This window comes from Metabacillus sp. SLBN-84, from assembly GCF_053629595.1.
On record NZ_JBRJIP010000001.1, the window covers coordinates 972523 to 988854 of the forward strand.

10 protein-coding genes and 1 riboswitch are annotated in these 16332 nt (G+C 45.5%); all 10 genes read left to right on the plus strand.

Annotated features, from left to right (window positions below; all coding sequences use genetic code 11):
- Positions 1 to 132 precede the first annotated feature (132 nt).
- The 10 genes from RKD52_RS04720 to RKD52_RS04765 all read left to right on the plus strand — a co-directional run bounded on the left by RKD52_RS04720 (position 133) and on the right by RKD52_RS04765 (position 16115).
- Positions 133 to 1935: a cache domain-containing sensor histidine kinase gene (locus tag RKD52_RS04720; protein WP_454098864.1), complete on the plus strand. Its 1803-nt coding sequence runs from the start codon at positions 133 to 135 to the stop codon at positions 1933 to 1935.
- On the plus strand, positions 1907 to 4843 hold the full coding sequence (locus RKD52_RS04725) for an extracellular solute-binding protein (protein ID WP_454098865.1): 2937 nt from the start codon (positions 1907 to 1909) through the stop codon (positions 4841 to 4843). Before RKD52_RS04720 ends, RKD52_RS04725 begins: the two co-directional genes overlap by 29 nt.
- Positions 4844 to 5152: 309 nt before the next feature.
- A complete protein-coding gene (locus RKD52_RS04730; RefSeq protein ID WP_454098866.1) occupies positions 5153 to 6118 on the plus strand; it encodes an ABC transporter permease in 966 nt (321 codons plus the stop codon).
- A gap of 18 nt (positions 6119 to 6136) precedes the next feature.
- Entirely contained in the window at positions 6137 to 7015 is an 879-nt protein-coding gene (locus tag RKD52_RS04735) for a carbohydrate ABC transporter permease (RefSeq protein ID WP_454098867.1), read from the plus strand.
- A gap of 21 nt (positions 7016 to 7036) precedes the next feature.
- Positions 7037 to 8641 (plus strand): ABC transporter substrate-binding protein, encoded by a 1605-nt coding sequence (locus tag RKD52_RS04740; protein ID WP_454098868.1) that lies wholly within the window; start codon positions 7037 to 7039, stop codon positions 8639 to 8641.
- A 63-nt stretch (positions 8642 to 8704) separates the two neighbouring features.
- Positions 8705 to 10168 carry a glycoside hydrolase family 32 protein gene (locus RKD52_RS04745; RefSeq protein ID WP_454098869.1) on the plus strand — a complete coding sequence of 488 codons (1464 nt, stop codon included), beginning with the start codon at positions 8705 to 8707 and terminating at the stop codon, positions 10166 to 10168.
- Complete coding sequence (locus RKD52_RS04750; RefSeq protein ID WP_454098870.1) at positions 10165 to 11151, plus strand: carbohydrate kinase family protein; 987 nt, start codon at positions 10165 to 10167, stop codon at positions 11149 to 11151. Before RKD52_RS04745 ends, RKD52_RS04750 begins: the two co-directional genes overlap by 4 nt.
- Positions 11152 to 11215: 64 nt before the next feature.
- Positions 11216 to 14890, plus strand: coding sequence for a GH32 C-terminal domain-containing protein (locus RKD52_RS04755; protein WP_454098871.1), 3675 nt, complete (start codon positions 11216 to 11218; stop codon positions 14888 to 14890).
- Between the two features lie 150 nt (positions 14891 to 15040).
- The gene (locus RKD52_RS04760; RefSeq protein WP_454098872.1) at positions 15041 to 16036 is read left to right on the plus strand and encodes a peptidyl-alpha-hydroxyglycine alpha-amidating lyase family protein; all 996 of its coding nucleotides are present in this window, start codon (positions 15041 to 15043) and stop codon (positions 16034 to 16036) included.
- On the plus strand, positions 16020 to 16115 hold the full coding sequence (locus tag RKD52_RS04765; RefSeq protein ID WP_454098873.1) for a hypothetical protein: 96 nt from the start codon (positions 16020 to 16022) through the stop codon (positions 16113 to 16115). The genes RKD52_RS04760 and RKD52_RS04765 overlap by 17 nt, the downstream gene beginning before the upstream one ends.
- 95 nt (positions 16116 to 16210) lie before the next feature.
- A riboswitch (cyclic di-GMP riboswitch) is annotated at positions 16211 to 16295 on the plus strand.
- Positions 16296 to 16332: the final 37 nt, after the last annotated feature.

The following is a 16332-nucleotide window of genomic DNA, read 5'->3' on the forward strand; positions in this document are numbered from 1 at the left end:
GACAATTGAACATTCCTCGATATTTACTTTCTTCCCCCATCTATAAAATTCCACCCCGGCAAAGGCAGGTTTGTATTATACTTTAAGAAAATAAAACAAACAGAAATTTTTGAAAAGTTATCGGGGGTCTCCATGTTTTATTCACTTAGAAATCGGCTGTTTATCATTTTTACGATTCTTCTGACCGTTCCGTTTCTTGTTTTGTCCCTTCTTATCCCGGCATGGTTTACTTCTGTTATTGAAGATCAGACAAAGGATTCAACTGTTGAAATGATGGAGCAGTTTTCGATCTATATTAACTCCGTCACCTCACAGGCAGAAGATTTGGGGAAACAGGTACTTGTTAATCAGGCAACTCAGGACTGGCTGCATGCAGAAAGTGATTCTGCTGTTTCGTCCGATGAGAGGATGCTGATCAAAAACCAGCTGAAAATGCAGCTTTCTTCGATGATGATCAATAATTCAAATGACATGGACATTTCTGTTTTTCTAAACGATGGAACAGGGACATGGGGAGATAACCCGAACCTTTCTGAAACGGACTGGTACAAGGCATTTTCAAAAGATGAAAAGCGATGGATAAGTCATCACCAGGACCCGTACCAGCTTCATCAGGCTAAGAGAGAAATGGAGGTTAACAGCTATTTAATTCCTCTTTTTGATATGCAGATGCTTGATTTATCGGGAATCATTAAAGTCAGTTTTCCAGCTTCGCTTCTTGAGACTGCGCTTGGAAAAATTAAACTAGGGGATAACGGACGCGTTTATCTTCTGGATGAAAACGGAAAGAACGTGTTGTCCGGCAAGGTGGAAACACCTGTATCCGTATTAAAGGACAGTCTTGGAAACATTGAACGGATGAATCAGTCAAATGGGCTTATTGAAACGGAATACGGGGGTAAAGATTATCTTGTTTTTTTTCAAAAATTAAAGATAGGCAATTGGACGCTTTTCAGTGAAATCACAACGTCTGAGCTTTTCGCAGAAATTGACAGGCTGCAGAAAAAATTATTCTTTTTTAGCGGAGTGATCTTTCTGCTGACAATCCTTGCTTCGTATGTCCTTTCTTCCAACATTGTCCGTCCTCTCGGTAAGCTTACTAATGCCATGAAATTTGTAGAAAATGGAGATCTTGAAGGAGCTAGGTCGTTTATGCCGACCATTAAATCCTATAATCATGAGGTGGGATACGCCATTAAGGTGTTTGATCATACCGTGGAAAAGCTGAATGACCTCATCAAAACAGAATATGAGGCAAATCTCCGAAGAAAGGATGCTGAGTATAAAGCTCTGCTTTTGCAGATTAATCCGCATTTTTTAAACAATACGCTAGAAGTCATTGGGAGTCTCGCCCTGCAGAATAAACAGAAGGAAGTACTGGATGTAAGCATCTTTCTCGGAAGAATGATGAGATATTCATTAAATACAAAAACGGATATTGTCAAATTAGGAGAAGAGCTTGCCTATATCCGTGACTTCATCGAAATTGTAAAGCTCAGATATGATGGGGCAGTCAGCTTTATTATAGAAGAAGATCCGGCAGCAGCATCCTTTCCCATCTGCAAATTTATCATTCAGCCGCTTGTAGAAAATGCGGTTAAATATAGTCTAATACAAAAAACAGAGGCGGAAATTCTGATTAGGACCGAATGGAAAGATAATAAGTTAACTATTTTGATAGATGACGATGGCATAGGCATGTCAAAGGAGATGGCATCGAAGATCTTAGCCGAAGAGAAAGGATACGAAACCGTTTTGGACAGTGGAGGAAGCAGCATTGGGCTGAGAAATGTCATTGGAAGGCTGAAGCTGTTCTGCGGGAGCCGGTTTTCAATCAGCATTCAGTCAGAAGAAGGAGCAGGGACAAGCATTGCATTATGTATAAAGGGAAATGAGGGGGATATACATGATGAAGGTCATACTGGCGGACGATGAAATTCAAGTGCGCAGAGGGCTGAAAATGAAAGCAAACTGGGAAGAAGAAGGATTCCTGATTGCCGGAGAAGCATCAAATGGAAAGGAAGCGCTTCAGCTTGTGAAAGAAATGAAGGCAGATGTCGTCATTACGGACGTCCGGATGCCTGTGATGGACGGGATTGAATTCGCTGGAAGATGTCACCGTGAGTTTCCCGGTGTAAAAGTTATTGTGTTATCGGGGTATTCCGATTTTGACTATGTAAGGTCGTCCCTGGTTGAAGGAGTAAAGGATTATTTGCTCAAGCCTGTTGCTCCAGACGAGCTAGCAGGAGCTTTAAGAAGGGTGAAGGAAGAAATAGCAGCTGAAAAAATGAAGCAGATTGAAGCAGATAAAATGACAAGGCTTGTTCACACGCAGCTGGAAGAAATGAAGGAACAATACATCCTTCAGCTCGTAAAACAGGACTGGACTGAGTCAGCTGCCGAAAGACTGCATCACTTTGAGATGGACTTTCTCGCCAATAAAGAAAATTCGGTTCAATTTTTTACCGTGGAACTCAGGTCAGACAGATATTCAGTAAAGGAGCTATGGCTTCCCTTCAAAATGCTCTGCAAAGAAATAGGGGGAACGTATGAAAGGGCGTACGCTTTTCATGATGCCGGGTATGCAGGCATGATCCATTTTCTTCAGTGTTCATCAGACAGGAACGCTTTTGAAACATCCACCATGATCAAAAAGGTTCAAACGTATGTAAAAAAATATCTTGGAGCAGAAACCGTCATCGGAATAGGCAAGCAGGTATCAGCATCAGAGCTAAAAACAGGCTACATTTCTGCCCTACTTGCCTGGAGCCAGAGTGATCCTGATGAAAAATCACAAGTGATCGACGGAACATTTCATAAAGAGGTATATGAGCTCTCTCCTGATCTCGAGAAAAAAGCAGTCAATCTGATTGAAAATGGCCGAATGCGAGACTGTAGCATACTGATTCTAGAGCTTTTAAATGAAGCAAAGACTAAGTCAATGCTGTCCTTTTCTTTTGCAGCCGGCAGGATCCTTTTGCTGCTTGAATCGCTTGCTGTGAAATATGATTTGGACAGAGAACAAATGAACCAGACGATGTGGACATGCCAGCAGAGTATTGGAGAATTAACCTCCCATGAAAAAGTCATTGAGCAGCTGACGGATTTTGCTCACAGTATTATCCAGAAGGTAAACACGTTCCGCTCTTCGCCAAACGGCTTATCCATTGTGGAAAACGTGCGCCGATACCTCGACCTGAATTTTGCAAATGAAATATCACTTAGTGTGCTGGCTGATCAATTTCATATTAACAGTGCTTATTTGTCCGAACTTTTTAAGCTGCATGTCGGACATACTTTCAGTGATTATTTGGTGGAGGTACGGATGAAGCATGCATGCAGATTGTTAAAAGACAGACAGCTGAAAGTGATTGATATTGCCTACTTAACAGGCTACTCTAATTCCAATTATTTCAGTACTGTCTTTAAAAAACACATCGGACAGACACCGGCTGAATACAGGAAGTCTGCTTTGAGCATGGAGAGGAGGAAAAAGCAGATGAAAAAAGGTGCGGTTATACTTATCCCCATCCTTCTGCTGATCCTTGCAGGCGTGTATTATGCCTATTCATCCTTCAACCTGTTTTCAACTGATGAAAGGAACGATGAGGAACGGTCATCCGGAAAATCCGAAGCTATTGAACTGACTTTCTGGCGGAATTATGGGACAAAGCTTGAAAATGAAGCCTATATTGAGCTGATTTCAGCTTTTGAATCAGCTCATCCCGGCATAAAGATTAACATGAACGCTATTCCGTACGGGGATTATGAATTAAGGCTGAGGACGGAAATTGCCGCAGGAAGCCCTCCTGACATTATGTCGATCGACAGTCCCAACCTTGGGCTTTATGCAAATTCGGGTGCGCTGCTTTCCATTGATAAAGTAATGAAAGCAGAAGGACAGATCGACGATATCCCTCATTCAACACTTGAAGGGATGAAATATAAAGGAGACATCTATCTGTCTCCCATCGCGGAATCCGGTGTGGCCTTGTTTTATAACATTCACCTTTTTAAAAAGGCGGGACTGCCGCTTCCATCACAGGATCCTGCCGACCCAATGTCATGGGACGAGGCAGTGAAGCTTGCGAAAGAAATCAATGATCCCGCAAAAGGGGTTTATGGAATTGATCCTGCACAGGGGTTCAGCGGCGGGGAATCTCCAGCCTACTTTAAAACGCCGCTGCTGTGGCAATTCGGCGCGGATGTTCTAAGTCCTGACGGGAAAACGGCATCCGGTTATCTGGATTCAAACAACGCCATAAAAGCCTTGCAATTCTATCAGGATCTTTATCACCGCCACGGAGTTGCTTCTGTTGAAATGCCTCCCGATCCGTTTGTAACAGGTCACCTTGGAATGTCTGTCATGGGTTCATGGATGCTTGAAGAAATTGAAAAGAATTTCCCTGATTTTAAGCTTGGAGAGGATTACGGAGTGGCACCTTTGCCGAAAGGGACGCACCAGGTGACCCCAAATGGAGGCTGGGCGCTCGGCATATCAGTTGAATCCAGGCATCCGAAAGAGGCATGGGCGTTTATAAAGTATTTGACAAGCTATGAAGGTTCCAGAAAATACGTTGACATAACAGGCGACATGCCTGCCCGATTTTCAGTATCCAAATCATTTCCGGAACTCTCATCCTATCCTAAAAATATTTTTGTTCATCAGGCCCTAAACTACTCAAAAAACCGTCCTGTTTCACCGGCTTATCCAGTCATAAGCGATTCTTTGAAAGAATTATTTGAAGACATCGGAATAGGCAGAAAGGACGTAAAAAAATCCGCCGATAAAGCTGTCGCAAAAATAAACGGAAGTCTCGATGATATCGATAAGAAGGAATGACGGGAAATTTTGGTTGTGGAAAGCTGAAACATTTGTTAGCATTTAAAGCCCAAATAAAACGTCAAATTGCAGAGCCGATTCCGCTGAGGATCGGCTTATTTTTTTCTGAAACACGATTTGCTGCAGGTATCCTCTGTCTGCATCACCCTGTACCATAAATGAACCAAAAATATTAAACTTCTTCTTCCAAAGAAATCAAACTTTTTTGAATGGAGCATTTGATAAAGTGAATGTACAGGGACAACAGATAAAGATCTCTGCAACATTATGAAAGCGCTTATATGCGTTTTCTGTAAAGGGGGGAGCTGTATGCAGGAGGCAGTGAAGGCAAAAGATAAGAGCGCTGTCATCGTAAAGCCGGAGGCAAAACCCAAATACAAATGGGAGTATGTGAAAAAGAATTACTTTCTGTATTTGCTGATTGCGCCTGCTGTTATTCTCACAATTGTATTTAAGTATGTTCCAATGTACGGGGCAATCATTGCCTTTAAAGATTTCAGCACGATAAAGGGAATCTGGGGAAGCGAGTGGGTTGGGCTTAAGCATTTCCAGGAGTTTTTGACCTCGCCCAATTTTGAAACGATTTTTATGAGCACGCTTAAGCTCAGCCTGTACGGGCTTTTGCTTGGATTTCCGATTCCGATTGTCCTTGCTCTGATGCTGAATCAAGTCAGAAGAGCAGCTATTAAGAAAAATATTCAGCTGTTCTTATATGCGCCAAATTTCATTTCGGTTGTTGTTATTGTAGGGATGCTGTTTATCTTTTTAGCACCGACAGGTCCGATTAATCACTTCATTACGTTTCTTACAGGAAAGCCGGTCATGTTTATGTCCGATCCGGAATACTTCAGATCGATTTATATTCTTTCAGGCATCTGGCAGGCTGCGGGATGGTCGTCCATCGTCTATGTGGCGGCACTTGCGAATGTGGACCCGGAGCTGCATCAGGCCGCAACGATAGACGGAGCCAATATTCTGCAGCGGATGATTCATATTGATCTGCCAGCTTTAAAACCGCTTATGGCTATTATCTTTATTTTAGGTGCAGGTGGCATCATGGCAATCGGCTTTGAAAAAGCATTTCTGATGCAGACAGCCATGAACCTTCCAACGTCGGAAATCCTTCCGACCTACGTGTACAAAATCGGACTTCAGGCTGGAGATTACGCCTATTCTACTGCAGTCGGCCTGTTTAACTCCGTTATCAATGTCATCTTACTTGTGGTTGTGAATTTTGTGGTCAAAAAACTGAACGAGGGAGAAGGACTCTATTAATCCGAGAGGAGGATTTTCATGATTAAACATACACGCGTTGACCGAATCATCCTGTCTCTGAATGCCGTTTTTCTCTGCCTGGCAGTGCTTGTAGTTCTTGTGCCGCTGGTTTATGTCGTTATGGCTTCCTTCATGGATCCGACGGTTCTTTTGAATCAGGGACTTTCCTTTAACGTCTCTGACTGGAGCCTTGAAGGCTACAAACGGATTCTGTCGGATGATTCCATGGTGCGGGGATTTGTGAATGCGATGCTTTACTCCGCCGGATTTGCCTTTATAACTGTTGTCGTTTCCATATTTGCTGCGTTTCCTCTTGCGACAAAAGGGTTTGTCGGGAAAAACGCGTTTATGACGTTTTTCCTGATTACGATGTTTTTCAGCGGCGGTCTAATTCCAACGTATCTGGTTGTGAAGGACCTTGGCATGCTGAATACAGTCTGGGCGATTTTGCTCCCGGGGGCTGTAAATGTGTGGAATATCATACTTGCAAGAACGTACTTTAAGGGAATTCCCCATGAACTGCATGAAGCGGCAAAAGTAGACGGGGCGTCAGATCTGCTGATTTTCTTCAAAATTGTCATACCGCTTTCAAAACCAATCATCTTTGTTCTTGCTCTGTATGCCTTTGTGGGACAGTGGAACTCATACTTTGACGCAATGATCTACCTGGAAGATCCGAACATGCATCCTTTGCAGCTTGTCTTAAGATCTATTTTAATTCAGAACCAGGCTGAACCCGGCATGATCAGCGATCAGCTGGCAATGGCCGAGCTTGCCAAGGTTTCTGAGATGATCAAATATTCAGCGATTGTCATTTCAAGCCTTCCGCTGATTATTATGTATCCGTTTTTCCAGAAGTATTTTGAAAAAGGGGTTATGGTTGGTTCATTAAAATAACAAACACAGGGGGAAATGGTCATGAAACACGTGAAAAAAGCTGTAGGGGCAGCCGCAATTGCAGCTGTATTACTATCCGGGTGCACAAGCAAAAATGTCGCATCCTCTGAGGATTATGAATTAAAGGATATCTCTTTTCCGCTGAAGGAAGAGGTGACGCTGAAGTTTATCACGCAAAGCTCTCCGCTTGCGCCGAAGGATCCAAATGAAAAGCTGCTCTATAAGCGTCTGGAAGAAAAAACGGGTGTTCAGATTCAGTGGAAAAACTATACGAATGATGTGTTTGCAGAAAAAAGAAACCTTGCCATGGCAAGCGGCGATTTGCCGGATGCGATCATGGATGCGGGCTACGGAGATTATGACCTGCTGAAGCTTGCCAAAGACGGAGCCATCATTCCTGTTGAAGAGTTAATTGAAAAGCATATGCCGAATTTGAAGAAAGTGCTTGATTCATCACCTGAATACAAAGCGATGATGACTGCTCCAGACGGCCACATTTATGCATTTCCGTGGATTGAAGAGCTTGGCACGGGAAAAGAAACCATTCACTCCGTCGATGATTTCCCGTGGATCAATAAGGAATGGCTGAATAAGCTTGGACTGCAGATGCCAAAGACGACAGAAGAGCTGAAACAGGTATTACTCGCCTTTAAAACGCAGGATCCAAACGGCAACGGAAAAGCGGATGAGATGCCCATGTCCTTTATCATCAATCACGGCGGGGAGGATCCTGCCTTCTTGTTCGGGGCATTCGGGCTTGGAGACAACTGGGATCACACGGTTGTAAGCAACGAAGGCAAAGTGATCCTGACTGCCGCAGAGGAAGGATATAAAAATGCGATTATGTACTTCAGTGATCTCTACAAAGAAGGACTGATTGATGTTGAAGCGTTTGAGCATGACTGGAATACGTATCTGGCGAAAGGAAAAGATGAACGCTACGGCATGTATTTTACATGGGATAAAGCAAATATCACCGGCATGAACGAGAAATATGATCTTATGCCTCCAGTGGCAGGGCCGGATGGAAATGTGAACGTTGCGAGAACGAACGGCATGGGCTTTGACAGAGGAAGAATGGTCATCACAAGTTCAAACAAAAACCTTGAACTGACTGCGAAGTGGATTGATGAGCTGTACGACCCGCTGCAGTCTGTCCAGAACAACTGGGGAACTTACGGGGATGATAAGCAGCAAAACATTTTTGAGTATGATGAAGCTTCAAATATGCTGAAGCATCTGCCTCTTGAGGGGGCTGCCCCGGTTGAAGTCCGCCAGAAAACAAGCATTAACGGGCCGCTTGCGATTTTGGATGAGTACTACGGCACTGTCACAACTAAGCCCGACGATGCAGCATGGAGACTGGATTTAATGAAAGAAGTCATGGTCCCGCACATGAAAGCTGAAAACACGTATCCGAAGGTTTTCTTCTCGCTTGAAGAGCTTGATAAACTTTCATCGATTGAAGCCGATCTGTTTGCTTATATTAATCGAAAGCGTGCAGAATGGATGACAACTGGAAAAGCAGAGTCAGAATGGAAAGAATACCTTGCCGAGCTTGACCGTCTGGGGCTGCAGGAGTGGCTTGAGATTAAGCAGAAAGGGTATGACCGCACCCAGCAATAACCGGAATGCAGGGGCTGCTTAATCATCAGCAGCCTCTTATTTTATGAAAAAGGAGTTTTTTAAGTGAAGCCGATACTATCAGAAAAATACCGCCCGCAGTTTCACTTTTCACCGAAGGAGAAGTGGATGAATGATCCTAACGGAATGGTGTATTTTAAAGGCGAATATCATTTGTTTTATCAGTATCACCCTTACAGCACAGTTTGGGGTCCCATGCACTGGGGGCATGCGGTGAGCAGGGATCTGATTCACTGGGAGCATCTTCCGGTTGCCCTGTATCCTGATGAACACGGAGCCATCTTCTCTGGAAGCGCGGTTGTTGACTGGGAAAACTCAACTGGTTTTTTCGATGATGAACCGGGACTTGTCGCCGTTTATACGAGTCATGACACCTATCCGGGCACTGACAGAGCCCGTCAGCGGCAATGCCTTGCGTACAGCAGCGATAACGGGCGGACCTGGTCAAAATACAGCGGCAATCCCGTTCTTGCAGATGAATCGAAGACCGATTACCGGGATCCAAAAGTGTTCTGGCACATGGATACACAGCGCTGGATCATGATTCTTGCCACAGGACAAAGTGCGACCATTTACAAGTCGGAAAACTTGATAGACTGGCAGTTTGCGAGTGCATTTGCAGAAGGATCACACGCGGGTTTCTGGGAGTGCCCCGACCTCTTTCCGCTTCCTGCAGGTGAAGGGAAGGAGAAATGGGTCATGCTCGTCAGTCTGGGTGATACAGGTGATTACTCAGAGGGGTCGAGAACTCAGTATTTTATCGGTGAATTTGACGGAGAAACCTTTGTGAATGACCGGGAAAAAGATGGGGTGCTGTGGCTTGATCACGGCAGAGACAACTATGCAGGGGTAAGCTTCTCAGACCTTCCTGACCGCCGCATATACATGGGGTGGATGAGCAACTGGCGATATGCCAATCAAGTGCCTACAGGGGAATGGCGCGGCGCTATGACGTTCCCGAGGGAGCTGTCACTTTCTGCAGGTAGAGACGGCCTTCATCTTATCCAGAAACCGGTCCCGGAAATACAGGACCTTAGAAAAGCAGGAAAAACCTGTCACCATCTTTTTGTGTCCGCAGATAATCAAGCAGTGATTCCCTTAAAAGGCTCTTTGATGGAACTGAACCTGGAGGCCGAGTTTGAGGGGAATGCCGGGCTGGAGCTGATGATTATTCATTCAGAAACAGAAAGAACGGTCATCCGTTATGACCCGCAGTCTGAAATCCTTTCAGCAGACAGAACGCACTCCGGGGAATCTGATTTTTCAGCGTCGTTTCCTGCCGTTCAGAATGCGCCATTAAAAATGAAAAATCGGTCGATCCGTCTGAAGCTGCTGCTTGATGCATCATCCATCGAGGTCTTTGGAAATGACGGTGAATGCGCCATCACTTTCCTGATTTTTTCTCAGCATGAGGAAGGTGTTTTGCAGGTGGCGTCAAAAGGCGGAACGGTACATGTCAAATCACTCGATGTGCATGAACTCTCCTCCATCTGGAAGCGGAAGGGATGAAGGATGTGGAAAGGTCTGTTATTTGCATCGGAGAAGCACTGATTGATTTTTACTGCACGGAACCGGATGTCCATCTTGCAGAAGGAAGGAAGTTTGAAAAGCAGGCAGGAGGAGCACCCGCGAATGTCTGTGCGGCGATTGCCAAGCTTGGCGGCAGGGCTTCCTTTTGCGGCAAAGCCGGGAATGATCCGTTCGGGCAGTTTCTGAAGAAAACGCTGGATGATGCGGGCGCAGATACATCCATGCTTGTTTTTGATCCTGATTATAAAACGACGCTTGCTTTTGTATCTCTTCAAAAAAACGGTGAACGGGACTTTCTTTTCAATAGAGGAGCAGACGGTTTTTTAACGGAGCGGGATATAGATGAAGAAAAGTGGAATCAGGCGTCCATCCTCCATTTTGGTTCGGCGACAGCCCTGCTGGAAGAACCGCTGCGTTCCATGTATTTGGATACAATGGGAAAAGCAAAGGGCATGGGAAAATTCATTTCGTTCGATCCAAACTACAGACAGGATTTGTGGAAAGGCAGAGAAAGCCTGTTTATTAGTCTTGCTCAAGAGGCCTTGAAACTCGCTGATTTTATCAAAATGAGCGGGGAGGAATTGGCGCTGATTTCAGGAGAAGAAAGTATCCAGGCAGGCCTTGATGCACTGCACAAGTCCTGCAGCGGGCTGATTGCCGTTACATTAGGAAGTGCAGGAACCGTGGTCTCAAACCGGAAAGAAAGAGCCGCTGTTTCAAGTATAAAGGTAAAGTCCATCGATTCCACGGGTGCCGGAGACGCCTTTGTCGGCGCGTTTCTTTATCAGCTTGCAGAAGGGGAGAATCCGAGGGAAGCCGCTTCTGACATGGCAGCGGTAGAAAAAATGACGGCCTTCAGCAACGTGGCGGGAGCCGCAGTCTGTACAAAGATTGGAGCCATTGCTGCAATGCCTTCACTTGAAACGGTCAAAAGATTATCAGCAGATAACGGGATTGATTAAATACGTCCCGTTTTTTAAAAAAGAAATAATGTAAGCGCTTAATTATTGCGAGGGGATGGATGAAATGAAAAAAAGAACGCTTCTTAAACTGGCAGCTGCGGCAGCTTTGCTTTTTTCTGCTTTTTCCTTAACTGAGTTCAAAGGGGCAGCGAACGAGCGGAATACTGCCATTTTCGGATATTCAGCTTTGTCAGGCAGCTGGACAAAGGATTCAGACGGATCGTTAAGGGGAAAAGCGGGAAAACAGCCGGCTCTCATCCTATCGAATTCAGAAACGTCCGGTTATCTTGAGTATGAAGCAACAATGAAACTGGAGAGAAAAAGTGCAGCATCCCTTGTTTTTCGGGCAAATGAAACAGGGACAGAAGGGTATAAAGTGAGGCTTGATGCAAAAAAAAGCACGGTATCACTTGGAACGCTGAATCAAGGACGCGCGTTAAAAACTGTGCCGGTGAAGCTGAAGGGTTCAGACGGCGTAAAAATTAAAACAGTGGCAGCTGGCCCTTCCATAACGGTTTCTGTAAATGGGAAAACCGTTATGGAGGCTACGGACCACAGCTTTTCAAAGGGATATACAGGATTTCAGGCCGAGAACGGAACTCTTCATTTCAGCAAAGTGAAGCTGCACGAAATACGGACAAACCTGACGGGCCTCTCTATGAAAAAAGGAAACTGGCAGGCTGGACCTGACGGGCTGGAAGCACTGGCGGGAGAGGGCGGGGAACACTATTCCGTTTCAACGGTTTCTTCGAAAGATTTCATTTTTGAATCAGACCTCCTAATAAAAGAAAAGGACGCCTCCGCCTCCCTGCTTTTCAGATCAGATAAAACGGGGACAAAAGCCTATCAGGTAAAGGCTGATGCCGGAGAAGACAAGGTGCAGCTAGTGGACGTTCAGAAGAAAAAGATACTTGCAGAGAAACAGATGACGATTGACCATGAAACGCTTTATCACGTAAAGGTCAAAGCAGTGGGCTCTTCCCTGCAGGTATTTTGGCAAAACGGAGGTAAGCCGGTTTTAGAGGCTGAAGACCGTTCAAATTCAAAAGGATTTTTGGGCTTTCATGCTGACGGACATGCCGCTTTTCAAAACATTCAGCTGAGTGATCTTCAGTCCAACCTGGAGGGCTGGCAGCCGGTTAATGGAGAATGGGCGCCTCATCTTGAAGGTATTGGAGGAACGAGTCCGTCTGAAGAAAATACCTTTCGGATGGCTGAAACAGCAGGGGATGATTTTGTCCTTGAAGCCGATTTGAAAATAGATTCCCAAACTCCATTCGGTACGGCTGGTCTAGTTTTCAGAGGAAAAGCAGATGCCAGTGAAGGCTACATGCTGACACTGGATCCGAATCTGAACCGAATCCGTCTGCTTGATTTGAAAGGAGACCGTACCCTTGGCATGGCGGACAGGGAATTAGAGCCCGGCAAACTCTATCATGTTGAGATTCATGCGGCCGGAAAAGATATAAAGGTTTATTTTGACGGCTATGCTGATCCGGCCATTTCTGCAAAAGACTCAGCCTATTCAAGCGGAAAATACGGATTAAATGTATACAACGGCACAGCCTTTTTCCAGCATGTATACGGAGAACAGCATGACACGTATTATTCCGAGCTTTACCGCCCGCAGTATCACTTTACACAGGCAAGGGGGTATGCAAGCGATCCTAATGGCCTCGTTTACTATGAGGGAGAGTATCATCTTTTCCATCAGGACGGCGGAAAGTGGGCGCATGCGGTCAGCACGGATCTTGTTCACTGGAAAAGGCTTCCGATTGCCATTCCCTGGAATGAAATGGGGCACGCCTGGTCAGGGTCTGCAGTAGTAGACAAAACGAATGCGTCCGGATTATTTGATAAAGAAGGTTCCGGACTGATTGCCTTCTATACTTCCTTTAATCCTGAAAAACACAATGGCGATCAGAAGGTCGGCGTTGCCTACAGCAAAGATAAAGGCCGAACGTGGAATTTTTATGACGGCAATCCCATTATCCCGAATATCGGGGAATTCTACGGCGGAGAAGGCTGGGATTTCAGAGATCCGAAAGTCGTCTGGGACGGGGAGCATAATCAGTGGGTGATGGTCATTTCCGGAGGAGATCATATCCGTTTCTTTACATCTCAAAATCTTCTGGACTGGGAAATGATTGAATCATTTGGCTATGGTGACTACGTCAGAGGGGGAGTTTGGGAATGCCCGGATTTCTTTCAGCTGCCGGTAGACGGAGATCCGTCCAAAAAGAAATGGGTGCTGTCCATCAGTACCGGTGCCAATCCGAAAACAGGCGGATCGGATTCGGAATACTTTACGGGGACCTTTGACGGAAAACGTTTCGAGAGTGATAATCCCGCTGGAAAAGTGCTGAAAAATGAGTTCGGCAAGGAAATGTATGCGGCCATGTCGTTTGCGGATATTCCGGCAGAAGACGGGCGCAGAATCTCACTGGGCTGGATGAGCAACTGGGATTATCCCTTCGCTTTCCCGACATCCCCGTGGAAAGGCCAAATGTCGGTTCCTCGTGAACTGACGCTCAAAACCGTTCCTGGAGAAGGCGTACGATTGTTCCAGAATCCTGTTGAAGAGCTTGAGCAGTTAAGAGGCGCCGGTTTCTCGTGGAGCAACAAAACTGTGAAGCCTGACGATGCAAACCTGCTTGCGGATATAAAAGCTACATCGTATGAAATTGAAGCTGAAATAGAACTGCCTGAAAACAGCAAGGCAGAATTCGGATTCGGGCTGAGAGAATCCGATTCTCAAAAAACGATTGCGGGCTACAAGGCTTCAGAAGGCATCATGTTCTTTGACCGGTCTCAATCTGGAGACGTCAGTTTCTCCGACAAGTTCTCGACTTATCATGAAACCGGCGCTGAACCTAAGAACAGGCGGGTGAAATTCAGTATCTTTGTGGATGAATCTTCTGTAGAGGTGTTCGGAAACGACGGCGCAGCCGTTTTCTCCAATGTTATCTTTCCTGACGGAGCAAGTGACGGGATGAGCTTTTACACGAAAGGAGGAAGCGTGAAAATTGTGTCCCTTGATGTGTACCCATTAAAAGGGGTTTGGAAAGAAGGCGAGGATTCTGCCGCAGTCGTCATGGATCATAAAAAAGTGACCCTTCCGCTTGGAGGTGTGCATAAGCTTTCTGCATCCGTAACAGGCAAGCATCAAAAACTAAAATGGCACTCAAGTAATCCTGATGCAGCAGAAATCAAAAAAACAGATGATGACAGCGCAGAAATCCGTATGACAGGCCACGGACGAAGCATCATTACTGCATCGGCTGCAAATGGGAAAATTGCCGGCAGAACCATTATCGAGAGCACCGCTTCCTTTAAAATCGCCGAGAAGACAAGCGGGAAATTCCTTGTACCTGAAGGAAAGGACAATGGCTCTAAAACAAGACTTCAGCCGGGCGGGGAACATGTATGGAAGATAGAAAACGCTGCACCCGGATCTTATAAAATTCACGCAGGCGACAGCAAATTTGTGCTGGATGCATCAGGAGTCACTGCCGGAGATGCTGTGCAAATATGGGAGTATTTCGGCTACGGCAACCAACAATGGAAAATTACAGATCATTGGGATGGAACCTACCGCTTCAGTGCTGTAAACAGCGGCAAAGTACTGGGGGTTGAAAACGGCACCCCTGAGAATGGAACGGCCGCTGAGATACAGAATGCAGGCGAAGAGGAGTTTCAGGATTGGGAGCTGATCGATGCTTCCGTTTCAAAAAAATAGACGCTGTTTCAGACACTCAGAAATTCTGAGTGTTTTTTTTCTGCGCCTCAGGTCCTATTCAATCCCATCCTGCCGTCCGTTTTTAGATGAAGAAGATTCCTGTACGATAGGCAGAGTCATCATCAACTAGATTAATCGGAGGAACAAAACATGGATAAAGTAAACACTCTTCTTTTGGGGGCACTCAGCATCACAGGATTAATCGTATGGTTCAGCCAGGGAGGATCAGACGTTATTTTTAAAGAAAAGCCGGTTGTAATACCGGTAACAAAAACTTACTCGCCTGTAGTTCTCTGGCCGAAAACGCCTGAGGAGAAAAGCGCAGCAGGCGAAGGAAGCGGTGTGGCAGTTAACTCTGAAGGAGATATTTACTATTTTCACAGAGCAAGCGGAGAGTACAGCGGAAAAAATTTTATTAAAGAACCAACGATTGTCGTTTTGGACGGAAAAACAAAAAAAGTTAAACGAATTATGGGAGAAGGCATGTTCAAATCTCCGCATGGCCTTGAAATCGACAGCGAGGATAACATCTGGGTGACCGACGTTTCTTTGAACAAGGTCTTTAAATTGAGTCCAGAAGGGAAGCTGATGCAATCATTCGGGGAGGATTACCAAACGGGTTTGGAATGGAGTCTCCGCATTCGAAATCTGCTTCCAAACTTTCCTGTTTTCATGGATGAATACACATTTGCGCGCCCTACAGATGTAACGGTCATGGATGATGGATCTTTTGCTGTTGCAGATGGCTACCGAAACCGGAGGATTGTGAAGTTTGACAGAGAAGGAAAACTGGAATGGCAGATTGATAAGCCTGGCAGCCAACCGGGAGAATTCAACTTGCCTCACGGAATCAGCAGCGACAGCGAAGGCAGGATCTATGTTGCAGACCGCAGCAATGCACGCATACAGGTTTTTGATAAAAATGGACAGTATCTTGACCGCTGGGACATGCCGGAGATCGGCAGGCCGTTTGGTGTAGAAGCGGCAAGTGACGGAAACATTTACGTTGTTGACGGCGGTGATTCCCTGAACGGGGCAGAAAAAAACGTTACAAGCCAGGTCATTGTCTTGGACAAAAAAGGAACAATACTGAGAGCGGTTCGGCACATGGGGCAGCAAAGAAGGCCAGATGAAAATTCCGCATGATCTTGCAGTGGATGCGAATGGAACAATTTATGTGGCTGAACTGAAAAACAAAAGGATTCAGGCTTTTATTAAACAATAGCCTCATTCGTTTCCCTCTTTCCCGTCAAAATTTTTTCTCCCATGAAGAATCAGCTCTTAAAGGGAAGATTGATCAGTCCGATAATAAAGATGATAAGAAAAACTGGAATGCAGTGATGGATTGTCTATATATGGGCGCTTGGACAATCAGGAGCAAGTAGCGCAACCGGCCATTAAGAACAGGACTGATCATGACGGCGCTGTGCCGTATGACCAGA